At 44.9% G+C, this 25,661-nt stretch carries 22 protein-coding genes and 1 pseudogene; 7 read left to right on the top strand and 16 right to left on the bottom strand.

Annotated elements, in window-relative coordinates:
- Nucleotides 1-99: 99 nt before the first annotated feature.
- Together BHE18_RS00510 and BHE18_RS00515 are read right to left on the bottom strand one after the other, a co-directional pair.
- Nucleotides 100-1,278, bottom strand: coding sequence for an MFS transporter (locus BHE18_RS00510; protein ID WP_071616818.1), 1,179 nt, complete (start codon nucleotides 1,276-1,278; stop codon nucleotides 100-102).
- 207 nt (nucleotides 1,279-1,485) lie between these two features.
- Complete coding sequence (locus BHE18_RS00515) at nucleotides 1,486-1,803, bottom strand: DUF3889 domain-containing protein (RefSeq protein ID WP_071616819.1); 318 nt, start codon at nucleotides 1,801-1,803, stop codon at nucleotides 1,486-1,488.
- 171 nt (nucleotides 1,804-1,974) lie between these two features.
- Here BHE18_RS00515 and BHE18_RS00520 point away from each other — a divergent pair, with 171 nt between their 5' ends.
- The gene (locus BHE18_RS00520) at nucleotides 1,975-2,229 is read left to right on the top strand and encodes a YhdB family protein (protein ID WP_071616843.1); all 255 of its coding nucleotides are present in this window, start codon (nucleotides 1,975-1,977) and stop codon (nucleotides 2,227-2,229) included.
- Between the two features lie 121 nt (nucleotides 2,230-2,350).
- Here BHE18_RS00520 and BHE18_RS00525 read toward each other — a convergent pair whose 3' ends face one another.
- The 6 genes from BHE18_RS00525 to BHE18_RS00550 form a co-directional block, all read right to left on the bottom strand.
- A complete protein-coding gene (locus BHE18_RS00525) occupies nucleotides 2,351-2,896 on the bottom strand; it encodes an NADPH-dependent FMN reductase (RefSeq protein ID WP_071616820.1) in 546 nt (181 codons plus the stop codon).
- Between the two features lie 20 nt (nucleotides 2,897-2,916).
- Nucleotides 2,917-3,552, bottom strand: a complete 636-nt coding sequence (locus BHE18_RS00530; protein ID WP_071616821.1) for a response regulator — start codon at nucleotides 3,550-3,552, stop codon at nucleotides 2,917-2,919.
- A gap of 11 nt (nucleotides 3,553-3,563) precedes the next feature.
- Entirely contained in the window at nucleotides 3,564-4,679 is a 1,116-nt protein-coding gene (locus tag BHE18_RS00535; RefSeq protein ID WP_071616822.1) for a GAF domain-containing sensor histidine kinase, read from the bottom strand.
- Nucleotides 4,680-5,417: 738 nt separating this feature from the next.
- Nucleotides 5,418-6,140, bottom strand: coding sequence for an SDR family oxidoreductase (locus BHE18_RS00540; RefSeq protein ID WP_071616823.1), 723 nt, complete (start codon nucleotides 6,138-6,140; stop codon nucleotides 5,418-5,420).
- 136 nt (nucleotides 6,141-6,276) lie between these two features.
- Entirely contained in the window at nucleotides 6,277-8,010 is a 1,734-nt protein-coding gene (locus BHE18_RS00545; RefSeq protein WP_071616824.1) for a phospho-sugar mutase, read from the bottom strand.
- Between the two features lie 695 nt (nucleotides 8,011-8,705).
- Nucleotides 8,706-10,247: a bifunctional GNAT family N-acetyltransferase/carbon-nitrogen hydrolase family protein gene (locus tag BHE18_RS00550; protein WP_071616825.1), complete on the bottom strand. Its 1,542-nt coding sequence runs from the start codon at nucleotides 10,245-10,247 to the stop codon at nucleotides 8,706-8,708.
- Between the two features lie 304 nt (nucleotides 10,248-10,551).
- Here BHE18_RS00550 and BHE18_RS00555 point away from each other — a divergent pair, with 304 nt between their 5' ends.
- Together BHE18_RS00555 and BHE18_RS00560 are read left to right on the top strand one after the other, a co-directional pair.
- On the top strand, nucleotides 10,552-10,977 hold the full coding sequence (locus tag BHE18_RS00555) for a disulfide oxidoreductase (protein WP_071616826.1): 426 nt from the start codon (nucleotides 10,552-10,554) through the stop codon (nucleotides 10,975-10,977).
- Between the two features lies 1 nt (nucleotide 10,978).
- Nucleotides 10,979-11,449, top strand: coding sequence for a thioredoxin family protein (locus BHE18_RS00560; protein ID WP_071616827.1), 471 nt, complete (start codon nucleotides 10,979-10,981; stop codon nucleotides 11,447-11,449).
- A gap of 207 nt (nucleotides 11,450-11,656) precedes the next feature.
- On the opposite strand, the gene BHE18_RS00565 is transcribed toward BHE18_RS00560, so the two are convergent.
- Nucleotides 11,657-12,055 carry a DUF5365 family protein gene (locus tag BHE18_RS00565; protein WP_235860224.1) on the bottom strand — a complete coding sequence of 133 codons (399 nt, stop codon included), beginning with the start codon at nucleotides 12,053-12,055 and terminating at the stop codon, nucleotides 11,657-11,659.
- Between the two features lie 174 nt (nucleotides 12,056-12,229).
- On the opposite strand from BHE18_RS00565, the gene BHE18_RS00570 reads away from it, so the two are divergent.
- On the top strand, nucleotides 12,230-13,120 hold the full coding sequence (locus BHE18_RS00570; RefSeq protein ID WP_071616828.1) for an RluA family pseudouridine synthase: 891 nt from the start codon (nucleotides 12,230-12,232) through the stop codon (nucleotides 13,118-13,120).
- A gap of 318 nt (nucleotides 13,121-13,438) precedes the next feature.
- On the opposite strand, the gene wrbA is transcribed toward BHE18_RS00570, so the two are convergent.
- The 6 genes and pseudogenes from wrbA to BHE18_RS00605 form a co-directional block, all read right to left on the bottom strand.
- A complete protein-coding gene (gene wrbA, locus BHE18_RS00575) occupies nucleotides 13,439-14,053 on the bottom strand; it encodes an NAD(P)H:quinone oxidoreductase (RefSeq protein WP_071616829.1) in 615 nt (204 codons plus the stop codon).
- Between the two features lie 283 nt (nucleotides 14,054-14,336).
- Nucleotides 14,337-15,167 (bottom strand): aldo/keto reductase, encoded by an 831-nt coding sequence (locus BHE18_RS00580; protein WP_071616830.1) that lies wholly within the window; start codon nucleotides 15,165-15,167, stop codon nucleotides 14,337-14,339.
- Nucleotides 15,168-15,315: 148 nt separating this feature from the next.
- Nucleotides 15,316-17,586, bottom strand: coding sequence for an RNA polymerase recycling motor HelD (gene helD, locus BHE18_RS00585; protein WP_071616831.1), 2,271 nt, complete (start codon nucleotides 17,584-17,586; stop codon nucleotides 15,316-15,318).
- Between the two features lie 725 nt (nucleotides 17,587-18,311).
- On the bottom strand, nucleotides 18,312-19,244 hold the full coding sequence (locus BHE18_RS00595; RefSeq protein WP_071616833.1) for an ATP-grasp domain-containing protein: 933 nt from the start codon (nucleotides 19,242-19,244) through the stop codon (nucleotides 18,312-18,314).
- 81 nt (nucleotides 19,245-19,325) lie between these two features.
- Nucleotides 19,326-19,778: pseudogene (gene mscL, locus BHE18_RS00600) on the bottom strand (large conductance mechanosensitive channel protein MscL); the annotation flags it as partial.
- A gap of 308 nt (nucleotides 19,779-20,086) precedes the next feature.
- Nucleotides 20,087-21,046 carry a LacI family DNA-binding transcriptional regulator gene (locus BHE18_RS00605; RefSeq protein ID WP_071616835.1) on the bottom strand — a complete coding sequence of 320 codons (960 nt, stop codon included), beginning with the start codon at nucleotides 21,044-21,046 and terminating at the stop codon, nucleotides 20,087-20,089.
- Nucleotides 21,047-21,164: 118 nt separating this feature from the next.
- On the opposite strand from BHE18_RS00605, the gene BHE18_RS23715 reads away from it, so the two are divergent.
- Both BHE18_RS23715 and BHE18_RS00610 read left to right on the top strand, forming a co-directional pair.
- Nucleotides 21,165-21,293 (top strand): hypothetical protein, encoded by a 129-nt coding sequence (locus tag BHE18_RS23715; RefSeq protein WP_268876280.1) that lies wholly within the window; start codon nucleotides 21,165-21,167, stop codon nucleotides 21,291-21,293.
- Nucleotides 21,294-21,487: 194 nt separating this feature from the next.
- Complete coding sequence (locus BHE18_RS00610; RefSeq protein WP_071616836.1) at nucleotides 21,488-22,105, top strand: nitroreductase family protein; 618 nt, start codon at nucleotides 21,488-21,490, stop codon at nucleotides 22,103-22,105.
- Nucleotides 22,106-22,146: 41 nt separating this feature from the next.
- On the opposite strand, the gene BHE18_RS00615 is transcribed toward BHE18_RS00610, so the two are convergent.
- The gene (locus tag BHE18_RS00615) at nucleotides 22,147-23,793 is read right to left on the bottom strand and encodes a M20/M25/M40 family metallo-hydrolase (RefSeq protein WP_440480372.1); all 1,647 of its coding nucleotides are present in this window, start codon (nucleotides 23,791-23,793) and stop codon (nucleotides 22,147-22,149) included.
- A 192-nt stretch (nucleotides 23,794-23,985) separates the two neighbouring features.
- Between BHE18_RS00615 and BHE18_RS00620 the strand changes: the two genes are divergently transcribed.
- A complete protein-coding gene (locus tag BHE18_RS00620; RefSeq protein ID WP_071616837.1) occupies nucleotides 23,986-25,287 on the top strand; it encodes an NCS2 family permease in 1,302 nt (433 codons plus the stop codon).
- The last annotated feature ends 374 nt before the right edge of the window (nucleotides 25,288-25,661 follow it).

Genomic DNA, 25,661 nt, shown 5'->3' on the forward strand with positions numbered 1-25,661 from the left:
CATGCAGGAGTCTTCACCTTGTACATCTAACCCCTTTAAAATCACAATACAAAAAAAGACTGCATCCGTTTTTAAGAACGAACGCAGCCCTCTCCTGATTTATGCTTTTTTTAGAAATACTATCGGAATCAGGGTAATCATAAGCAGGAGTGCCGAGAAGGTAAAAATGATTTGAACGGTCGTGATCTCAAGGAGCAATCCGACTCCCATGGATGAAAGACCGAATATTAGTGTCGTCAATGCACCTTGTGCAGCATAAACTTTTCCTATTTCCTCATGGGACACAGTTTCCTGCAAGCAGGTTTGCAGGATGATGGTTTTCACTTGATCGAATGCACCGAAGATCACCGACAGGATCAGTGCAAACAAGGCAGACTGGTTCCAGGCGAAGATGAGCGTGACCAGCGAGGTCATGACCATGCATAAAGGCAGCCAGACAGATCTCCTCCGTGAAAACAAGCCGTGAAATTTAAACACGAGATATGATGCAATCACAAGGCCCACAAAAAAGCTGCTGTTGATGTACCCCCACCAAGCTTCATCACGATTGAGGACAAGGTCCACATACAGATAAAGAACTGCAGCAATCCATACCGTTCCTGCTGCTGATTCCAATCCGTAAATGAAAAAGATATTCCTTAGCCGGCCGTTCCTTATCACCTCAGACCAGCCTTCCCCGATTTGCTTCCACCAATATTTCTTTTGGTGAAGTGTAGCCGGGATGACGGGCAGCTTCAACATATAAAGTGTACTGACCAGAAACAGCAAACTGACCAGCACGAACAGAATGCTTTCATTCAAAAGGGTTAACAAGAGCCCGCCGACAGCCCAGCTGGAAAACTGAATGGATTGATCAACAGTCGATAAAAACCCATTGGCCCCCATCAATTCTTCGCGTTTAACAATGAATGGGACATAGGCGTTCCTTGCGGGAAGTGTCCAGCCGTCCAAAAAGGAAATCATGCTTGCAATCCCCATATATACCCACACATTGCCGAGGGAAAATAAAATGCCTAGCAAAAAAAGAATGAGCAGCACCGTCTTCATCAGCTGCGAATACGCAATCAAGGACTTCATTTGTGTCCGGTTCATTAAAAGCGGAGCCGCCACACTGCTGATGAATCTGGAAAACGTGATGATAAGCGGAACCGCAGTCAGAAACATAGGCGACCCGGTCATCTTATGAATAAGGGAGATCAATGCCACGATGTATAAGATATCACCCATATTCGCAAGTGCCTGGCCGACCCAAAGATGCCGAAAAGATTTAGAAGCCATGTCTTTTCCTCCTTCTATTCAATTAGTGTAAAGGTAAAAGACAAATCACATTGGATGATGGCTCCCTTCTTTTTGATTACATTCATTTTAACAAATAATTCTGACTGCGGACACCTGAATTATCCTATTATATTTACTTACCGCTGAAAACACTCCATTAAATAGAAAAACTGACTCGGTCCGCGATAGAGTCAGTCATCTGTTCATTCATTTTTTCTCTTCTACAGCAATATTTAACGTCTTTTCATTAGCCAGGTCATGAATCACCTTCACGATGACCGTTTTTTCCTGATTGTTTTCCTGTACAGTGAATTCGAAATAATCGGCAAGTCTTTTTTCATCAATTTTTTGACGCCCTTGGTATTGATAGTCCTTCAATGGCTGTCCCGGATAATCTTCCTTCATGACTGCCGTGGCTATACGGCCGAACTTCGCATAATCGGAAGGCTGCGGCTGCTGTGCCCCGACATTGCTTGAAAATAAAAGAAAGAGTACAGGCACAAGCATCATCAATAACTTTTTCATATCATCACCTCTAAAGATTTCTTTCATTTCTTAGGATGATTTAAAAAATCAAAACTCATTCACCCAATAGAAGGAAAGTCAATGAAGCAGGGAGTGCCAAGTTTTTCAGCGGAATTAATCCGGATTTCGTCACACAATAAGATTACCCCCTTCAGAAGGAGGGATATCAAAGTGAATAAAGTCGATTACGACCGGGCCCTGTACTACACACACCGCTCAGAATGGGACAACCTGCTCATCCTGATGGTAAGGACGAAAGATGACCTTCTTTCGAAGAGGATCGAACAATTCCTCCATGCCTATCACTTTTCAAAGGATTATACCGTTGTTGAACGGAGCCTTTACACATTATTGCGATATATTGAACATGCAAATTACACCTTCAGTGTCGAGCAACCACTCCAGGAAACATTTGCAGAGATGTAAAAGAGAATTCCACCTAACCGCGCTGATTCAGCATTGCTGAATCAGCTTATAGTATTTGTAAGATGAACTGGAATTATGATATTACGAAAAAAGAAACCGGCGCTGCCGGTTTCCTTCACCCCTATCGTTCCGCTGCAGTTTCAGACTTTACAACCTCCGCAGCTTTCACATAAATTCCCAATTCCCTTACCATATCATCCACCAGTTTTGCCGGATCATCCAGCAGGCCGTCATGGTCATAATCAAAACAATGAGGATCGAGGACCAGCTGTTTAGGGATGACATTTGCATAAACGCCCCTGGCAACGATTCTCAGGTTATTCAGGCAGTTGATCCCGCCTTTCCCTCCTCCTGCACATGAAAGGAGGGCCACCGGTTTATGAGCAAATTGTTCGCTGCTGAGGAAATCCAAGGCGTTTTTTAATGCTCCGCTCATGCCGCTGTGATATTCCGGGGAAGCTAAAATGACAGCATCTGCGTTTTTCACTTTTTGCTTCAAGTTTTGTACGGATTGAAGTTCAGCCTGGCCCGGTTCCCCTGTATAAAGAGGCAGCGTACCGTCACTGAGATCAATCACTTCTGCACCATATGTCCTCCCGATATAGCGGGATGCTATTCCGGTGCGCCCCTTTTTTCTGGGACTTCCGTTGATGATCACGATGTTCATGATAAATACGTCCTTTCTTTTCAAGCAAGATTATGTTTCACGGCGTAAAGTGCCGCTTGAGTTCGATCGGATACTTCAAGCTTCGAAAATATGTTGGAAATGTGGGTCTTTACTGTTTTTTCCGTAATGAACAGGCTTGAAGCAATTTCCTTATTACTTTTCCCCTTCGTCAACTCGGCCAAAACATCTTTTTCCCTTTTTGTAAGAGCATGGATTTTATGAGGGGGATCCTGTTTCGAAATCCTTGTGAGCAAATGATTGGTTGCTTTCGGGTGGAGGGAGTTTTCCCCTGACAACAGTTTCCGGATACTTTCGACGAGCTCATCAGGTTCAATATCCTTTAATTGATATCCGGCAGCACCTGCCTCGATTGCAGGGATCACATGATTCTGATCGGAAAAACTGGTAAGCATCAGGATCTGGATGTCATTTCCATGCTTCTTTTTGATTTCCTTCGTTGCTTCAATCCCATCCATGACAGGCATCATAAGATCCATCAAAATCAGATCAGGCCTCAGACTGTCTGCCAATTGAACGGCTTCAGCGCCATTTTTTGCTTCCCCTGCGATTTCTATATCCTTTTGGGTTTTTAAAAAGAAGACTAGTCCCCTTCTCACTACATGATGATCATCTGCAATCAAAATCCGAATCGTCATACCCGGTCCTCCTAATACGGAATTTTCACCGTCAATTTTGTACCTTTCCTGAGGGCACTCTCCAGGTGGAACGTCCCCCCCAGGCTTTTCACCCGTTCCTTCATGCTTTCAATCCCAATGGAAGGGAGCGGCTGTGCATCATCGTACTGAAAACCGTCCCCTTTATCCTGGATCATGAGGGAGATTCCTTTACCGTCGTTCTTCAGAAGATAGCGGATACTTTTTACGCCTGAATGCTTTTTACAATTATTCAGCGCCTCCTGACTGACCCTCCAGAGGACTTCTTCCACTTTGGAACTTAAGGAAATGACCCCTTCCACTTTTGTTTCAAGTGTCAATCCAAGCATGTCGGAATATCCTTTTACTGCTTCCACCAGCCCGTTTTCAAGACCGTGCGGACGAAGCTGCCAGATCAGGGCCCGCATCTCCGATAATGCCTCCTGCGCAAGGGTCTGGACGGTTTTAAACGTTTCCTTCACTTGTTCATCGGAGGTCATTTCCACCCCGCCTCTTGCCGTAAGTGTAAGGGAGAATAATAACTGATTGACGGAATCATGAAGATCCCTGGCCAGCCTGTTCCGCTCGGCAAGAAGCGCAATTTCCTGTTCTTTTTTTGTCAGGGCGATCCGCTTGATCGCCGACCCTATTTGAAAAGCGACGGATTCCAGTAAGGCCAATTCATCCTTGGAAAAATGGGTTTTATTCGGTGCCGCAACATTCAGCAATCCGTAAGATTCATCGCCTGACTGAAGCGGGACGGTTGCGTGATACGTGATACCGTCGGTTTCCCCCCTTTTTTCGTCGATGGCTTTTTCAATCCTTTGACATTCAATGATATTCGAAGCTTTTGTAAGCTTCCCATTACGGAATCGATTGACACACCAGCATCCGCCATTGTGCATCAGTTCGCAGCCATTATGCTCAAGCGATTCCGGAAGATCTTCATAAGAAGCAAGCTGATGCTTCCCGCCTTCCTCTATAAAAAAGATCCACCCCGTCGTAAAACTGGTGCCTTTGATCAATTTTTTCAGTGCCCCGTGGAGCATATCACACTGCTCCGTTTCATTATTCAAGAACTCGGCAATTTCTTTCAAAAGCTCGATGTTTGAAAGTGCCTCCTCATTCATCCCTGCATCGTCCTCTCTTGTCTCTTACTATCATTATACAGCTTTGTCCGGAATGCGATATTCTAAGAAAGAATGATTTTTTCTCGGACTTTTGACTGAAAACATCCGTTCGTTCCTGTTTTGACTGTTTTTTGAGTTTATGGATGTTGGCTTGAGCCATGGGGACAGGTCCCTTGACCCAGACATGGGTGATGAGGAGAGACCCATGGGGACAGGTACACTGACCCATTTCGAATTAGGTTAAAGACAAAATGAAATTGAGCAGGTCCCCGATCACCGGTATCTGCCCTTTTCAGATGCATTTATCTCGTTTACTGACAAAATTTCTCCGTTTTCGTCCGTTTTCTATCTTAATGCTCATATTTTAATGGTCGCTGCCAGGCTTTTATCGAATGAACGTGATGACCGTAACCATTTATGATCCATTTCAGGAATTTATGATCCATTCGACAAAAAATACGCGTCTGATTCAGGATTTATGATCCATTCCAGAAAAATATGATCCATTTTCCAATTATATGATCCTTTGATAATCATTCTAATCTGCTAAGGCACAGCACCACCACATAACTCTTTAGGTCAAGGTACCTGTCCCCCGACTTTTACCGGATAGAGGAAAGTCGTCCGTTTTTCATTTTATCAGCCAAATAGCTGTTTTTGTCGTCCGTTCTGCCAAATTCGAAATTTCCCGCTGCATGACAAAAAAGAGGGGAGCATCCGCTCTCCCTCTTTTCATCGTTACGCTATTGGATATTCCTGTGCAAACGGATGAATCTTGATTTCATCGATCAGCATATGCTTCGGTGCCGAAGCCATATAAATGACAGATTTAGCAATGTCCTCCACCTTCAGCCAGTCTTCTTTCTCCGGCAGTCCCTGTTTTGAGTCTGCAAAGTACGTATCGACCATTCCCGGATTGATCGTTCCGACCCTGATTCCATATTCCCTCACTTCCTGGGCAAGGGAACCGCAGAAGCCCTGTACTGCATATTTAGTGGCCACATAGGCAGAACCATTTGGGATGGTATAGCGGGCAACATCGGAAGAGATCGTAATGATTGTTCCGAATTTTTGTTCCTTCATATGCGGCAGTACAGCTTTTGAGCAAAGAAACACACCCTGTACGTTCACATCAAAAATGTTTTTCCATTCAGCTGCAGTCACTTCTTCAGTCGGTTTGAAGAACCCGACGCCTGCGTTATTGACTAAAATATCAATTCTTCCGTATGCAGAAATAGTTTCATCGACGATTTTTTTTACATCGTCTTCTTTCGACACATCCGCTTGAATGGATATCACATGTTCAAAACCGTTTTCCTTAAGCTCCCCAGCTGTTTTATGTATCTCTTCGGAACTTCCTACAAGCGAGAGCTTCGTATTTTCTTTTGAAAACTGCTGCGCGATTTCGCGTCCTATCCCTCTTGAAGCTCCTGTTATGATTGCAATTTGATCCTTTAACATCCTGCATTCTCCTTTTTATCTAAGTTGTCAGCTGTCTATATGCCTAGCATTTCTTCCAGCGGGCAATTGTACACTCACCGCCGTGAAACAGGCCCGCCCCTCACTGCTTTCGTGCAGGAAGGAGCGGGCAAAGTTATTATTGAATGAAGCTTTCTACTTTATTCATAAGATCTTCTGTGAGTGAAGCTAATTTCTTATCGCTTTCCTCTTGGGTTTTCCCGATCACACTGAAGTAGAATTTGATTTTCGGTTCTGTCCCGGATGGGCGCAGGCAGACCCAGGAACCGTCTTCAAGGTAATATTTTAAGACATTGGAAGCCGGCAGGGTAATGTCGGTTTTTGCACCTGTGGCCAATACCACTTTTTGCTGTGTTTGATAATCTTCCGCCGATACCACTTTAAGACCCGCCACTTCAGCAAGCGGCTCATCCCTGAACTTTTTCAGGATACCCTGAATTTGCTCGGCTCCTTCTTTTCCTTTCAGAGTCAGGCTCTTCAGTCCTTCCTGATAATAACCATGACGCTCATATAAATCATTTAGAACATCATATAACGACTTGCCTTGTTTCTTATAATAAGCAGCTGCTTCTGCAGCCATCAAAACAGCCTGGACCGCGTCCTTATCACGGGCGAAATCACCGATCAGGTAGCCGTAGCTTTCTTCATATCCAAACAGGAATGTATATTCCCCGGTTTCTTCATACTGTTTGATCTTCTCACCGATAAACTTGAATCCAGTGAGGACATCTTCTACGGAAGCACCGTAGTGTTCAGCCACTTCCCTCCCAAGCTCAGAGGTAACAATTGTTTTGAAAACACGCCCGTTATCAGGGATCATGCCTTTTTCCTGTTTGCGGGAAAGGATGTAATCCATGAGGACAGCCCCGGTCTGGTTCCCGGTCAGCAGCACGTATTCCCCGTCGTTTCCTTTGACGGCAACACCCAAACGGTCGGCGTCAGGGTCCGTTGCAATCAGGATATCGGCATCGATTTCCTTTCCGTCACGGATGGCCAGTTCGAATGCTTCCTTATCCTCAGGGTTCGGAGATTTAACCGTTGAAAACTCCGGATCGGGCTTAGCCTGTTCTTTGACGATATGGATGTGTTCATACCCTAGTGCAGTCAGGCCTCTTTCTGCCATCTTCAGGGCTGTCCCATGTAATGGGGAGAATACAATCTTCAAATCGACTTCCTTACTGATCTGCGGTGTTTCTGAAATGGAAATGAGGTGGTCGAGGTACGACTGATGGATTTCCTCCCCGATCATCTTGATCAACCCGTGTGACTTCAGTTCTTCTTCTGATTTCACATCGATTTCAAGTTCATTTTCCACTTCATTCACTTTTCCGATCACAGCGTCTGCGATATGAGGGGGAAGCTGAGCACCATCTTCCCCATATACCTTATAACCATTATACTCCGGCGGGTTGTGGCTCGCTGTCACCACTATACCGGAGAATGCATTTAAATACCTGAGAGCAAAGGACAGCTCCGGTGTAGGAGCAAGTTCATCGAACACATAGGTTTGAATGCCGTGGGTCGCAAGCGTCTTCGCTGCCTCCATTGCAAACTCGGGTGATTTATGACGCGAATCATAGGCGATTGTCACACCTCTTCTTTTCGCACCGTCCCCTTCCTGTTCAATAAAGCGTGCCAGGCCTTCCGAGGCTTTGCGCACCGTATAGATATTCATGCGATTGGTTCCGGGGCCGATTTCCCCTCTCATTCCGCCGGTACCAAATTCAAGGTTTTTATAGAAAGCATCTTCCAATGCCTTTTCATCATCCTTCAATGAAACTAATTGTTCGTTGATCTCATGATCGATATGTACATAGTCACTCCACTTTTTCCAAGCTGATTGCCAATTCATTGCGATCCCCTCCTAAAGCTGTATAATAAATAATTCTATGTGAGATGCCCGGATTCCTTTTAAAACCTTCCGTCACAATCCGACAGTATGTAACCGTTCTTATTTTAGCATAATATAGCTTTTGTGCATGCAGAAAAAAGAAGAGTCTTGTACAATCTTAAAAGAGCTTTAAGGTTCTGTCCTTTACTCCGCTAATGATTTCCGTGCAAGACTCCGCTTTCCGCGGGTAGCTCGGGAGCCTCCTCGTCACATTCGTTCCTGCGGGAAGAAAAGCGGAAGGGCTTTGTTTAGAGGCTGGTGGCATAAGGCGAATCGGCCACGAAGGCGTTCTTTGCATTCTTGGCCGGTTTGACTTATGACATGTGCCTCTAAGCCCTGGAGCTGGACAGGTCTCCCATTAGCTACACTTCCCGCAGGAGTCTTCGCCTTGCACTCCAATAAACCGCTTGAAACATCTGTAATTCAGGATCTTTATGCAACTTTTTTGGTTTGCACAAAGAAAATTCGTCCTTCCACTCCATCTCTTGAACTTGAGTTTAAGAATATGTCCAAAAGCTATTCTTAGGCTACAGGCCAACTTACTAAAAGACACAGCCTTTATAACAAAAAACCCGAACTAATTTGCCAGTCAGAAGGCGAATTAATTCGGGTTTCACTTAGGCTAAAACACATTTTTCCACCGATTATGTTCTATCTTATTTCTTATAATTAACCCCATATACATCGTGGCGGCGGTCTTTGAGCTGGCGGACGGTGCCGGATTGGCGCTGGCGGCGAAGGACTTCGAGATCGACGTCACCGATCATGACCATTTCGATGTTCGGGTTGGTCTCGCCGACGATTCCGTCACGGGCAAATTCAAAGTCAGACGGTGCAAAGATTCCTGATTGGGCATATTGGATATCCATATTCTCCGTCTGCGGCAGATTTCCGACCGTACCGGAAATGACCGTGTAAATCTGGTTTTCAACCGCACGCGCCTGAGCACAGTACCGTACGCGGAGATAGCCTTGGCGGTCTTCCGTACAGAACGGCGTAAAGATGATTTTGGCCCCTTTGTCCGTTGCAATACGGGCAAGCTCGGGGAATTCGATGTCATAACATATCTGAATGGCAATCTTGCCGCAGTCGGTATCAAACACCCTTACTGAATCGCCCGGGCTGATCCCCCACCATTTACGCTCATTCGGTGTAATATGGATCTTATACTGCTTCTCGATCGTCCCGTCACGGCGGAACAGATAGGCGATATTATAGATCTCGTCATCCTCTTCTTTCACAAAATGGGATCCGCCGATGATATTGACGTTGTATCGGACCGCCAAGTCTGTGAAGAGTTCGATGTACTCTTCCGTGAAATCAGTCAGCTTCCTCACCGCAAGGCTTGGTGACTTGATGTTTAAGAAAGACATGAGCTGAGTGGTGAAAATCTCAGGGAACACCACGAAATCTGACTTCGCATCCGAAGCTACGTCGGTAAAATACTCGACCTGATTCGCAAATTCTTCAAATGAATTGATCTTGCGCATCATATATTGCACGACGCAAATCCGGACAGGGTAGCTCGTTTTGAAGTGACGCTTGCTTGATGGGCGGTAATCGACATTATTCCATTCCATCAAAGTCGCATACTTTTGCGATCTCTTGTCATCAGGAAGGTAGTTCGGATTGATCCTCATCAGCGTGAATCCATTCAGCAGCTGGAAAGACAGGACAGGGTCGTAAATTTTGTGGCGTCCTACTGCATCCACATATTCCCTCGGTGACATTTCCTCCGAGTGCTTATAGTAATTCGGGATTCGTCCCCCTATGATGATGCTCTTTAAATTCCATTGACGGGCAAGGTCCTTTCGGGCTTCATAGAGGCGGTGTCCGACTTTCATCCTTCTGTAATCCGGATGGACCATCACTTCGATTCCGTAGAGATTGTAGCCGTCGGGATTATGGTTGGTTATGTACCCGTTGTCCGTAACATCATCCCATGTATGACGGTCATCATACTCATCAAAATTTATGATTAAACTTGAGCAGGAGCCGATGATATCACCATCGAGTTCCGCCACAAGCTGCCCATCGGGAAATACTTCTAAATGACTCTCTAGATGTTCAACCTTCCACGGCTCCATGCCGGGAAAACAGACCTCCTGCATCTTGATTATATGTTGAATGTCCTTATGCTCCATAGGACGTATGATCATTTTCTTCTCAAATTGGGATAAATCCAATTTTTCTGCCATATCAATCACTCCTTTAGTACGCTGTTGTTATACCCTTATCATGTGCGCGGGAAACGAAGTTCATGAGTCCCTGCAAACAAAGTTTGACTCTCATCACTTTTCATTTTACCAAAAGGCAGAATCAATATAGAAGGATTTTGAATCAAGCGCAAAAGATTTGCCCAAAAAGATCATTCAACTTACTATATAAATTGGGGGGGCTCCACCGTCACCGTAATTTCCCCAGGTACGCATATCTTTTTTCAACAGATATGGAGGATTTACCGTTATAATAATAGAAAATACGTTAAGAAAGGAAATCCTTATGAACAAGAAAGCAGATTCCCTCCTTTTCACCGGATGGGCAGCATCACTCGTCGCAACTCTGGGGAGCTTGTTTTTTTCTGAAGTGATGAAGTATGAGCCTTGTGAGTTATGCTGGTATCAGCGGATACTGATGTACCCCATGGTCATCCTATTAGGCGTGGCATATGTACGCAAAGACTTCAAGGCGGCTTTATATTCTTTGATACTTTCAGGGATCGGACTTGCATTCTCCCTTTACCATTATTCGCTGCAAAAGCTATCGTTCCTATCAGAAACCGCCCCGTCATGCGGCCGTGTACCATGTACAGGAGAATACATAAACTGGATGGGTTTCATCACGATCCCATTCCTCGCACTGACTGGGTTCATCATCATTTTCATCTCAAGCCTGTTAACGCTTAAGGCAATCAAGGAGGACCAGTAAATTGAAGAAAATCATCATATTCTTGGCCATTGTCGTCGGTCTGTTTGCGGCAATAGCAATCGTGACCAACATTCAAAACAGTCAAAAAGCAGAAGGAAATAAGTACAAAAAAGAGGACCTCGACCCTGCAACAGTAGATCTTCTGGATGACCCAAATTATCAGAACGTCATCCTTCCTGATGAGCTTGAAAAGAAGCTCGGGGATAAAGAAGATGTGACGGTGTACTTTTACAGTCCAACCTGTCCGCACTGTAAAAAGACGACCCCGATGCTTGCCCCGCTTGCCGAAGATATGGGAGTGGATATGGTTCAATACAACCTACTTGAATTCGAACAGGGCTGGAACGACTATCAGATCGAATCCACCCCTACCCTGGTCCACTTCGAAAACGGCAAAGAAGCGGACCGCCTCGTAGGAAGCCAGCCTGAAGAGGTATATAAGAGCTTCTTTGAGCAGTATGTAAAAGAATAAAAAAAATTAAAGGCACGTCCTTTTCCGCTTTAGCGATGAGGTATGTGTCTTTTTTTAAAAAAATTGGGACTGACGCCGCCGTCAGTCCCATCAATGAGGAGGAATTTCAAGAGAAGATACGCTGTATCCTCAAATAAAATTAATTACTTGATATATTCCCCGCCCAATCGTAAATAAAACGTATTTATCTAATTTTCTAAACTATCTCTAAATTAAAAGCTGATTGGCGGCCTTTGAATAAACGCTCAATGAATGCCTGCATTCAGATTCTTCAGTGAATTGATCGAACGACAATGGAAAAAAGAGCCCGAACCCCTGAAGGATCTGGACATTGTGATAGAACATTTCCTCATAGACCTCGTCCCTCACACCGCATTCAACAATCGAGATCAGCGTCTGGAGACAGGAAATCACCTGGAACGCTTCCTTCAAAGTCCCGCAGTATTCAAAGTTTCTATTCGCCGTATGTAAGATTTCCATGTCTTCAAATTGCTCAATTTCTTCGTCTGTGAAATAATCAGGGAAAATAGTACAATACATATGATTGATTAATTCCTGGATTTTCGTATCCTGTTCATGTGTTGAAGCCAGTAAAACCTTCACCATCATAACCCACCTTTGTAATGATTGTAATCTCTCTGTAATAGATACATCTAGGATAACATAGATAACTACCATCAAGTGTGGTAATTATACCCATGAATTTGGTAAAACAGGTGATGAATTGGGATAAAATACCCACAATAGTATACGATTTTTGTCAGTTAAAGGAGCTTTTTGATGAAAACAATGAGAAAAGGTTCACTCTTTCAACTGGTGATACCCGCCAATTGGAAAAATGTAACGATAGAGTACATCCTTAAGGAGGAGTGGCAGGCACCCAAAAAGCTTATACACTCCATGAGGATGAATAAGGATATCAAAATAAACGGGTCGGACTTTCCATGGAATAAACCATTGACCCCGGGCGATACTTTGGAGTTGGAGCTGTTCAAGAAGGCGGATTACGATGTCCCGGCTGTTTATGGAGATCTTCAGGTCCTATACGAAGACGACCATCTCATTGCCGTCAATAAACCTGCGGGGATGGATACCCACCCAAACGGACCCCTGGATACAGATACGCTTGCGAATCTCATCGCTTTCCATTTTCAGTCAAAAGGGGAAAGCTGCCGTGTCATGCATATACACCGGCTTGACCGTGATACGTCAGGAGCCGTCATTTTTGCCAAACACCCCCTTGCAAAAGCGATACTTGACAGGCTTTTGAATGAGCGCAAAGTGAAAAGAACCTACCTTGCACTGGTACACGGCAGGCTTAAACAAAAGAAAGGCACCATATCTGAACCAATCGGGCGCGACCGTCATCATAATACTAGAAGAAGGGTCTCCCCTTCCGGCCAAAAAGCCGTCACTCATTATAGAGTATTAGAATTCCGCGAAAATATGACTCTTGTGGAAGTGGTACTCGATACAGGACGGACCCACCAGATCCGGGTTCATATGAGTCACATCGGCCACCCTTTGGCCGGTGATTCCCTGTACGGTGGCAAGCCTGTGTTTAAGCGCCAGGCACTGCACGCCTCAAGGATATCCTTTCCGCACCCTTTGACGGGTGAATGGATAGACTGTGAGGCGGAGTGTTTGGATGATATCGGCTTGAATAGATGAATTGGTTGAACGGGCCGCTGCGTTATGCAGCGGTTTTTTTATATTGGAGTTGCCTTAAAAGTGTGGGATTCATCAGGGGGTATATCGAATTATCGATGTTTTCGGGGATTTTTCAAGAGAATAATTATTTACCAACGATTTTGGAGAGATATCAACGAGAATATTCAGTTACCAACGATTTTTAAGAGTTATCAACAAAAAATTCCCTTTACCAATGATTTTTCGTATTTATCAACAAAACCGACACCTTTGACGCAATATAGTACAGACGGCAAAAAAGCACCTCGACTGCTGCCAGCCGGGTGCTTTTCATTTTTCTTACTTCAATCCGTTCATAATCGCTTCCGCTACTTGGATGGTACGGCGTGTCTGGTGTTTTACGGCAGGTTCGACGCTCTCGACCATATTGCCTTCCTGATCAACCGTTACACTTGTTCCGTAAGGGTTGCCTCCTGTAGCAAATGATGACTCATCTGTATAACCCGGTGCTGCAATAATCGCACCCCAGTGCATCATTGTTGTATAAAGGGCTAGAACCGTCTGCTCCTGGCCGCCGTGTGAGTTGCTTGCTGAAGAGGTCGCACTGACGACTTTGTTTGCCAGCTTTCCTTGGAACCAAAGGCCGCCTGTTGTATCCAGGAAAGATTTCACCTGGGACGGGACATTGCCGAATCGGGTAGGTACATTGAAAAGAAATGCATCTGCCCATTCCAGATCATCAAGAGTTACTGTCGGCACAGTGTCTTTCGTTTCGTTGTAGTGTTTTTCCCATGCTGGATTCGAAGCGATCGCCGCCTCGGGTGCTGTCTCTTCAAAGCGAAGTAATTTTACTTCTGCTCCCGCTTCCTTCGCAGCTTCTTCAGCCCATTTCGCCATTTGATAGTTCGTCCCTGTTGAACTGTAGTACATGATTGCTAATTTTACATTTGACATACTCGAAATCTCTCCTTTTAACAAAGATATTTGTTAAGGTCATACTAAAAATTTCCTATTTACTGTCTTCCCAATGAAATCATAAATAAAACGTTTTAAATTACTTCAAGTTAATAAATCTTTAATTTGAGATATCGAACAAAAAAACATCGCGAAATATCTCAGTGATATTTATTTTGATTTCGAGATAATTGTATATTACTTTGATCTCCCCTGTCAACACACAAATGAAAATAGTCAGAAAAATGGCCCGTCTCCACATAAGCGGGGACGGGCCTTCTTATTAGAAATCGAAATTGTCCGGGTCCGGACCGAAACGTTCATTTTGATTCAAGTCATTGATTTTATTCATTTCATCTGATGAAATTTCAAAATTGAATATATCAGCGTTTTCTTTGATCCGGCTTGCATGTACCGATTTAGGGATGATCACGACATGGTTTTGAAGATGCCAGCGCAGGATGACCTGTGCGGAAGACTTTCCGTGCTTTTCAGCGATTTGCTTCAAAGCCGGTTCATTAAGCACTCTGCCTTGAGCAATCGGAGACCATGCTTCCACCGCGATTTTCTCTTCCTGACAGAAAGCTTTGAGTTGTTCCTGACTTAAACGCGGATGGCATTCGATCTGGTTGATCACAGGTTTTTCATTGCTGCTGCTCATCAGATCTTCAAGATGATGCTGATGGAAGTTGCTCACTCCGATTGATTTTACAAGTCCTTCGCTGTAAAGTCTTTCGAGTGCTTTCCACGTATCCTTGTATTTCCCTTCAACCGGCCAGTGGATCAAATACAGATCCATATAGTCCATATCCAGTTTCTTCAGGCTGGTTTCGAATGCTTTCAATGTTGTATCGTACCCTTGATCACTGTTCCAGACCTTTGAAGTGATGAATAGATCTTTTCGGTCGGCACCGCTTTCTTTTACACCTTGACCGACACTCTCTTCATTCCCGTAAACAGCTGCCGTATCGACTGAAAGATACCCTGTTTCAATAGCAGACTTGACCGCCTGGACAGTTTCACTTGGATCTTTCATTTGATACACTCCAAGTCCAACGTATGGAATTTCGATTCCATTATGTAATATTTTTTTACTTTGCAGATTTTTCAGCATAGTGCATCCCTCCTTTCTATATTTTACAAAATCCATTGGGAAAAACGCGAATATTATGATTACCCCTTCCATTTTTCAGCTAATCCTCCCCATATAAAAAAGCCCTTCCCAAAGTGTATAAAGCACCTGGGGAAAAGGCCGTCATCCCTTATCGGTTGATGAATTGATCCATCGATTTCCCTATGAAGGAAAGTCTGTGGAGGGGGCGTGTCATGGCGACGTATTGAAGCTTGATATCCAGTTCATTCACACTGCTGAATACTTCATCGATGACCGTGATCATAACGACATCGAATTCCAGTCCCTTTGATAAATAAGAAGGAACGACCACGATCCTGTCCTTTGGAATCGATTCCTGCTCTTCCAATAGCTTCATTTTCCCCGGCATTTTGTCATCGAGGGTTTTGTAGATCTGCCTGCAGTCTTTCATGCTCTTCCCGATGACTGCAAACGTTTGGAACCCTTCTTCCTTCCCCAGGGACACAATGCCGCCGATGATCTCAGCAAGCTCATCCTTCTCTTCATAAATGAATGAGCGGGGAGCATCCCCGTGTCTGACAACCGGATTCACCTTTGGGAACTCATTAGGAAGCAGGCTCAACAGCTTATTCGCTTCTTCCATTATTTCGATGGTGGTCCGATAGCTTTTTTGAAGTTCCGTATAAGTGGCTCTCGGAAACACTTCCTTGAATACGGGGTCCCAGGCCTGCAGGCCCCTGTAGGAATGGATTCCCTGTGCGAGATCTCCCACAAGGGTGAACATATCGGTCTCCAGTGCCCTTTTCAGTGCATACAGCTGCATATAACTGTAATCCTGTGCTTCGTCGATCACTATGTTTTTGGCCTTATAGAACTTATCGATCCCGAACAAGTGGGTCTGCAAGTACATAAGGGGAGCCAGATCCTCCACTTCGTATTTTTTCTTCATTAAAAGGCTCATCGTATAGAAGCACAAATCCTCCGCCTGTTGCATATCCAGCTCTCCCCGGGAGTATTCAACCAGCCGTTCAGGATCTGAAAACAGCTCGGAATAATACTGCTCCAGATTCTTCTTTTCAAATTGTTTCATGTATTGTGTAACGCTTGTTCTTACAGCCTTCTTCACTTCTTCAAGCCGCTCAGCTTTTTTATCCAGTGCCTTCGATATATATTCCTTGCGGTTTCCGGCACCTGCCCGCTGATAGAGTGCTTTCTCGATCTTCTCGTCGAAAAAAGTCTCGACCTTCTCGACCATTTGTTTCTTATTTGATCGCACATAGCCCTGCAGCAGGGATTTCAGCTTCTCAACCCGGCGGTAAATCGGCATATATGTGTACTCTTCTTTAAGAAGATGGGTGAACTTCTTTGCTGAGTAAAGTTTATATTTATCTACATAGAAATCCTGGGATGGATAAAATCGTTTCTCGATTTCTTCAATATAGGTATCCAGGATCTTTCTGAATGACTTTGAACCCTTGAATCCTGAGATCCACGAAGCTTTTTTGACCTCGGCTTCATGATTTCTCTCAATCAGCCTGATCAACTTGTCATCCTCGACAAGCTTCAATTTCTTTTCAAGGCAGGTCATCACATAATCGGAAAAGGTCGTCTGCCTCACTTTTTCAACTCCAAGCTCCGGCAGGGCTTCCGATATGTAATCGATGAACAGATTACTCGGTGCAAGGATCATCAGCTGCCTTGGGTCGAATTGCTGCTTGTAGTTATAGATGAAGTATGAGATCCGGTGAAGGGCAATCGTCGTTTTCCCGCTGCCTGCCGCGCCCTGAACGATGATCGGCCTGTTCAGATCAGCCCGGATGATCCGGTTCTGTTCTTCCTGGATGGTGGAAATGATTTCGGTCAGCCGGTTGCTTGAACTCTTTGCCAATGAATCTTGCAGGAGTTCGTCGGTTGTAGTCAGGTCGATGTCCCTGATTTCTTCAAGCCGGCCATCTTCAATCATATACTGGCGCTTTAAGGAGAGGTCACCCTCGTACGTTTCTCCCTCCGCCTCATATGAGACACCGCCGATCCGTCCCTCGTAGTAGAGATTCGCGATCGGGGAACGCCAGTCAACAATGATTTGTTCCTGGTTTTCACGCTGGTACAGGGAAGTCTTTCCAATGTAATGCTTTTCCGTCCTGCCCGACCCGTCGGTTTTAAAATCGATCCGGGCAAAATACGGCTTGTTCTTCGCTTTAAGGAGGGATTCCAGTTCTTCTTTGGACATTTCAAAAAAGCTCGAGTTGGTGAGAATGTCGATATAGGCCGCACTGGATTCCCCCCAGTCAACATCCCCGAAGGCTTTCTCCATATTCTCTTTGTACTTCTCTTTGCTTGACTGCGATGTTTCAATCACCACGTCAATATACCTTTTTGTAAATTCAAGTCGTTCTGATTCATTGGAAAAATCGGGGTGCAGTGCTGATTCCTTCGTCATAACTTTCTCCTTTCAAAAGTGGTTTTGCGCAATGGAGAAAAAAACGTCTTAATCAAACCGCCGGGGTAACGACTCCCGTGCAGTCTAACACGTTCAATGAGACACATCGAAATCTGTAAAAATTATGTAGGCGTTTGGGAGCAGAAATATATATTATCAGATAAATGGGAAAGTTTCAATAAGAAAAGCGGAAGGGCTTTGATTAGAGGCGGAGGGCATATGACGAACCGGCCAGGAAGGCGTTCTTTGTCTTCCTGGCCGGTTTGGCTTATGACATGTGAGGCGGCTCGGTCAGAGGCGGAGGGCGCGGGACGGCAGCTTGCAGGGGATCCGCTGGAATATTCGATTTCTTTATTAAAGATTAGCACCCTGGTGTTGAACAAGGAGAGCCGGTTCCCTGAAGTTTGAAAATAAGGGGAAGAATTCCGTTTAAATCGGAAAATGCCGCTATTTCACGGATAATAGCCGGAGTTTTTCCGCTTATATTAAAATAGCCGTTAAATATGGTTACATATTGAGCAGTTAAGCGGAATTTCTACTTTTATTTCAGCATCTTAATCCTCTTCCAGCTGCCTTAGACGGAAATTCTCCGCTTATAAATACCGCCAAAATGGGATCATCTAAGCAGTATGCTTCATTGGTCATTGAAAACCTTGATATATCAACAAAAATAAGCAGTCCAATTCAGTTGCGAATTGCACTGCTAATTTACGGCAACTCTATCATCAAACCTTATCCAGCTCACGGCCAAGATACTTCGCCAGCTCCAGCATCCCGTACTGACCAGCCGCCGCTTCTGCATCTTTGTTATAATTCGTGTTGGTGTTTACATCATATGTGTAAATTACACCCGCGGCGTCCTTTATGAATTCTATTCCGGCAATGTCAATCCTGTTATCACGGAGAAAAGCTTGATACTCTTCAATGATAGCTTCATCGAATCCTTCGATCACCTGGAACTTCGGTACCTCTTCCTGCTCCCCGGCAGGGCAGAACAGGTCTTCGATCTGGCAGGCATCCGCCGGGCACAGTTCGAAGCCTTCGGATGTGTCCACCCTTACAGCGTATAGAAAATTCCCTCCGATAAATTCGCATCGGGTGATGGAAGAATCGGGTGATTGGATATATTCCTGAATCAAGGTGGTACCGTCCAATGGTTCTTCAAATGAGTCACTGTAGACGTATTCCTTCAACGATTCAATTGAATGGAATAACTGTACTCCCAGACCCTTTCCTGCACGGTTATGTTTTGTGATGAAAGATGGTTTGTCCAATTTTTCGGCTGCCTGGATGATTTGGTCCTTCCCTACTGCCGCGATCGTTTTAGGCGTCCTGATTCCTGACGCATTCAAAGCCATATATTGATTCACTTTACTGACTTCCATACGGAGTGCCCGCGTACCATTCAGAACTTTGCGGTCATGCCGCTCAAGCCAGGACAGGACACTTTCCGTCAGCTCCGGTGCATAACGGTGATTACGGGTATGGGATGAAGCACTGATCCTGTTATAGAAAATCCCCTCAGGCGGTGCTTCCGTCAAGTCGACAGTTCCCTGATCAAGGAACCACTCTTCATAGGGCAGATCCAGTTCATCTAAACGACCGGTCAAATGCCTGGTCCATTCACTGTTTTCATGAATCACATGAATTTTTTTCAAAATGATTCCCTCTCTTTATGATTCCGACTTAAATACAAAGTAATCCTACTATGAAAGTAGGATTACTGTCAAAATCTTTGTTCATTTCTCATTTCTCTTGTTTTTGATTTGGATCTTCATCCCGCTTTTCGTGATGGGAGGCTGCAGGGGGGCCTTCAGCTGCAGGGGCTCATCCGTCCGCTCAATTTTCAGCAAGTCCCTTATTTCCTGAAGCACTTCCAGATTGGCCGTCTGCTTTACTTTGTATTGCTCCTCGCCTCCCCTTAGGCGGTTGAAGACTTTGATCATGAAGAAAATACTGGCAGCAACGAGGAGAAAATCGACTGTGGTTTGAATGAACTTTCCTATTTCGATCACCTCGGCTCTCACTCTCAAGTTTAGTCCTTCAAAATTCACGCCGCCAAATAAGATACCGACAATCGGCATCATGATATCCTCCACCAGAGATTCCACAATCTTACCAAATGCCGCACCGATAATAACCGCTATAGCAAGGTCAAAAACATTTCCCCTGGAAATGAACTGCTTGAATTCTCTTCACATCATCCCTTCACCTGCCGTTTCATTACTAAATCATATGGCAGAAATCAGGAAGGTATGAGGACATTTAATTTTTTCATCATTGCCTCTAATAAAAAGGCCGATCCCAAAAGGACCGGCTCGGTTCATCAAATACGCTACATAATATACTTTCTTACAATCGCAAAAAGAAGGAACAAGGCAACAACGAACATGACGATGACCAGGATTTTTTCCTCTTTATTACCAAGCATTGCGAATCGCCTCCCTGCGGTATACCAAGTGTAATATAGTTTTCCCTCTGATTCAGCCAACAACACTTTTTACACTGATTTTCGTCCATACAATGTGGTTTCAAGGATGACCGGGGAAGAGGGACCTTCTTTTAAAAACAATTTGAATGCTTCCTCACCCAGCTGTCTGATGGGCACCTCAAAAGAAGTGATGTCGAATACTTCTGATATGGGATGATTGTCAAAGCTTAAAATTGCGAGATCCCCGGGTATGGAGAGGCCTCTCCTCCCTGCTTGAGATACGATACCTGCCGAAACTTGATCGCTCGTGACAATGAGGGCGGACGGCCTCTCATCCAGGGACTCCCACTGTCCCAAGACTTCCCTTCCGTCCTGAAGGCTGATGCAGTCATTGAAAATCCATCCGTCACGTATCTTGTACCCAGCCGCTTCAGCACCATCAAAAAATCCCCGTACCCTCTCTTCGCTATTTGTCCCGAACGTACGGTGAATACACAGCCCGATGTCCTTATGGCCTTTTGAATGGAGGTGATCCATTGCTGTTCGGATCGCTTCATAATGGTTGATGAACACTTTTTTCTCCGTACCGGAAAGGTTTTCACAGAAGACGACATTGGTCCCCTCCATGAATGGATCCAGTGCTTCGAGTGAATTCGCCCTGGATGCAAGTATGAGGCCATCCACCTCCTTCATCCGCAGGCGGTGAAATGCATCAAGTTCAGCCTCTTTTTCATAATCGGTCTGAAAAATCTTGAGATGATACCCGTGTTTCAATGCTTCTCCCGCAATCCCCTGCAGTACTTCACCAAAATACGGCAGGTTCAAAAAGGGAATCACCACCCCGATGCAATATGTTTTCCCTTTTGATAAGTGGACGGCATTCGCATTCTTTATGTAGTTCAATTCTTCTACAGCGGCCAGAACCCTGCGTCTTTTTTCTTGGCGGACGTAAGGATGTTCATTCAAAACCCTCGAGACGGTTGAAACCGAGACACCGGCGAGACGGGCAATTTCACGGATATTAGTCATGACCCATTCTCCTTTAAGACTTTTTCTCTTCTAAGCGCTTGCTCTGAAACGCGTTTCACAGATTATAGTCAAGATAAGGTTAACCCATTCACAAAATGAACTGCAAGGAGGATGCGCTATGCTGGGTATTTTTTATCTTCCCATTCTTTGTCTCATCATTATCGGAGGCAGCTGGCTGGCACTTGAGCCCATTGATTTCTTTACAAGCAAGGATGCAGATGACCCTTTTGATTCATTGTTTCATTAAAATTGAAGTTTCTAACAAATAATAATCTTATGAAGCAACTTATTTTCTCGCAATGTGAAATGTGTAATGAAATTCTCATCGCTTGACGCAAAAAAGTGCGTCCGTTATAGTGGTCATGTTATCAGACACTTACAAAAAGTAAGCAGCATCCAGATTCATCCTGTATTATAGCACTTTTCTCACATCAAGGAGGCATGATCATGACAGATTTCTTTCAAGTGGCAGAAGAACGCCGCTCTACAAAAGTGTATAACCCTGAGGTGGAAATCCCGCGTGAAGAATTGGTAGAGATTCTTCAGGTTGCAGGAAAAGCACCGTCAGCCTGGAATCTTCAGCATTGGCAATTTCTTGTGTTCGATCGTAAAGAAGTCCAGGAGCGCCTGCTTCCGATTGCATACAATCAGCAGCAGGTCGTTGATGCTTCGGCAGTTGTCGCGGTACTCGGCGATCTTGAGGCAGATAAAAAGATCGATCCGGTCCTTGACCCTTCGATTGAAAGGGGAGAAATGACGCCGGAATTAAAGGAAATCCTCTCCAAACAGATCAAAGGGGCATACAGCCGTGATCTTTATCCAAGAGATGCTGCGTTCAGCAATGCCTCTCTTGCAGCCATGCAGTTGATGCTTGCAGCCAAGGCGAAAGGATGGGACACTTGTCCGATCGGTGGCTTCAACCCATCTGCACTTGTATCCCAGTTCAATGTTTCCGAACGTTACTTGCCGATCATGCTGATCACGATCGGTAAACCTCTGAAGGAAGCACGAAAAACAGACCGGCTGGATATCCGCAACCTGATTGACTGGGCGGAATAAACGACAAGGCCGCATCGCTATGGCAGCGATGCGGCTCTTTTTTATATATTCAATAAATCCTTTGTTACCCTCTGGATGATCTTCGGCAGCACCGAGAAAGTATATGGCTTATAGACACGTTCCGTCCACTGATGACCGTCTTTACCATAGACGCCGATATTGATGGAAGGAATGTTTAGCTTCCTGATTGTTTCAATCGGGACAGGGTAGAGATCGTCAATCATCGGCAGATTCTTCGTGATGACCTCGATATCTTCATCCTCCTCGTGCAGGGACAGAAAACTGCCGTCTGCAAGATAAGGGAAAAAGCGTTTTACTACGAATTCTTCCCCTGTCTCACGTGAAATTTGATTCAGACAGCCCTCCAGGATGTCCTTCACTTTCTTACCGTACTCATTTTCTTCATTTAAATAGTTATGCGGCAGAAATGGCGGAGCCAAGAAAATGATTACTCTCGGGGTCCGGTCCGGATCGAGAAGCTGAAGTGCTTCAACCATTTTGTAAGCGATCGTCCTTCGGTCCTCCCCTTCATGCCTGCGATAAACTTCCTCCATGACGGGATCAGGATCAAGCCCCCGCTCCTTCAGCCAGAAAATATATTCCCGGAGCGTCAGCACATCAACATGCCAGGACAGCTCCCGTTCAGGAAAACCGTGGTAGCTTCGGTAGTTCTCGTACTGCTCCCTGCTCTTCATTTCAAGCTGTTCCACCGCTTTTATGGCTGCTTTTTTCATGACGTATAAAACGTCCCTGGCCGTTTTTTCATAAACAAAGTAGTTGAAATAGATCGACGTACTTAGAGGTGTCTGCACATTATATGCCGTCTTATCGTCTTTAAAATAAAGACAGGACGGCGGGAGGGTGAATTCACCCGGGATTTTCTCGACAAAATCAAGATTCTGATTGATTTCCAAATTGATTTTAGATGCGATTGCCGTCGGGTCGATCGACGTCAATACGTCACCGACATGCGCTTCCCTTCCATAGATATAGAAGCCGGGCAGAAATTTACCCGCTGCCCCGGTGTATATATATCTCTTGCAATCCCCATCATAAATAGGTGAAATAAAATCGGTATTAACGGCCGCCAGATAGTCGAAGCCTTCTCCTTTAAGCCTGTCGAGTTCGGATAAAGCGGCAATAATTCCTGCATGCTCACTTTCCTCATCTCCATTGAACAGGAACAATAGATTCCCTTTAGGATGCTCCTTTTGTTCGGAAAAATATAGCAGGTTGGCGAGATGGACGGCGATCCCGCTTTGCATATCAAGTGAACCCCTTCCGAACAGCCAATTGCCTGAGCGCGCATCTTCCCTTACTTTGTCTTCCCCTTCATAGTCCATAAAAAATTTCTGGAGGAAGTCGGGATCATGGGCCATTTCCTGCAGAGCCCCGTAATCATCCGTACCGACAGTGTCATAATGGGCATGGAATAATAAAGTCTTTGCCGATTCCCCTTCGAGGAGTGCAAAGACATTCTGCCTGCCGATCCCGTCATTTGGGACCTTTTGCATCCAGACTTTATCAGGATGCTTCTGGAAATAAGGAAATGACCGGACGATATCATATATATATTGAGCTTTCCTGCTTTCTCCGGCTGTTCCGTTGTAACTTTCAAGAGCGACTAGTGATCGTGTGATGAGCTCGATCTGTTCGGAGATCGATTTGTTTTGTAATTTCATATACACGTTAACACCGCTCCTTTCCCTTCATTTTAATCTCTGTAATTGAGTACATCTTATCGAAAAAGCCATCTATTTGGAAGGGGTTTCAAAATTATTTTTTTATTCTTTTTGAAGTAAACTATTGAATTTCACCCTAATACCGAATATTATATTATTTGTGTGTTTTTAATGTTCGTTTTTTATGGAGGTATTAACATGTTTAAACTACAAGAGAACGGCACTACCCCTAAAACTGAAATACTGGCGGGGTTGACGACGTTCTTGACCATGGTATATATCGTGATCGTCAATCCGATCATTTTGGCTGATGCCGGTGTACCGTTTGATCAGGTATTCCTGGCGACGATTATTTCAGCCGTGGCAGGTACGCTGTGGATGGCGTTATTTGCAAACTACCCGATTGCAATTGCTCCGGGTATGGGATTGAATGCTTACTTTACTTATTCGGTTGTTGGAGCCAATGACGATATTTCTTATGTGGTAGCATTTTCTGCAGTATTTGTAGCAGGTATCATATTTGTCATTCTTTCTCTGACCCCATTCCGCGCTAAATTAATCGAGGCGATCCCCCAGAATCTGAAACACGGGATCACCGCCGGTATCGGTCTGTTCATTGCATTCATCGGCTTAAGACTGACAGGGCTTATTGAAGCTCATCCTACCAATCTGGTAAAGCTCGGGGATCTTCATTCACATTCAGCGCTCCTTGCCCTTGCAGGATTGGCTGTGACGCTTGTGCTTATGGTGCTGAACGTACATGGAGCACTATTCATCGGAATGATTGTGACAGCTTTCATTGCCTATTTCACAGGTGATCTTTCTTTTGACAAAGGGATATTTGCCATTCCTCATCTTCCGGAAGGACTGATCATCAGCAATCCGGTCACCGCTTTTGCAGATGTGGTTCAGTACGGTTTATATGCAGTGGTATTCTCATTCCTGCTCGTGACCATATTCGATACGACCGGCACGATGATCGGGGTTGCCCAGCAGGCTGGACTGATGAAGGGCAATCAATTGCCAAGGGCGCGTGAAGCACTGCTTGCAGACTCTGTGGCAACGACTGTCGGGGCCATGTTCGGTACAAGCCCGACTTCAGCTTATATCGAGTCTTCTGCTGGTGTTTCTGCAGGAGGAAGGACAGGTTTGACGACGTTGACGGTATCGATTCTATTCATCGTTTCCGCCTTCTTCGGCCCGCTCGTAAGCGCGCTTTCTGGAATTTCGGCCATAACGGCCCCCGCTCTCATCATTGTCGGAAGCTTGATGATGGGAAGCATTTCACACATCAAATGGGACGAACTTGATGAAGCCTTCCCTGCATTCCTGATCATCCTGAGCATGCCTCTGACATCTAGCATCGCTACGGGGATCGCGCTTGGATTCATCTCCTATCCGCTGTTGAAAGTGGTTAAAGGACAATGGAGACAGGTACATCCGCTTGTCTATGTCTTTGCGGTATTATTTTTCTATCAATTGGCGTTCCTGCCGCATTAAATAGAATCGCAGTCAATACTTTTTAAAGCTCTGCCTGAAGAAGAATTTTTACAGGGGGCTCTAAACCACGCTATTGATTTCCGTGCAAGACTCCGCTTTCCGCGGGTAGCCCGTGAGCCTCCCTCACGATAATGGCAGGTTACTTAGAATATCTTTGTTTTTCTCCGGATTTCTTAAGTGTTCAATATAAGAGACACGGCATGGTCAAACAGATACACCCAAATTTAAATATATCTGGAAACACGCGTGGCACGTTAATAGACCGGAAAGGGGTATTTCCAATAATAGGTACTAAAATATGATCGCACCTTTGGATCTCCACAAGCGACATGGTGGTGGACCCTCCCATTTCTCTCGGCGTCTATGCGCGTAAA

Source organism: Rossellomorea aquimaris, from assembly GCF_001877785.1.
In the GTDB taxonomy this organism is placed as follows: domain Bacteria; phylum Bacillota; class Bacilli; order Bacillales; family Bacillaceae_B; genus Rossellomorea; species Rossellomorea aquimaris_A.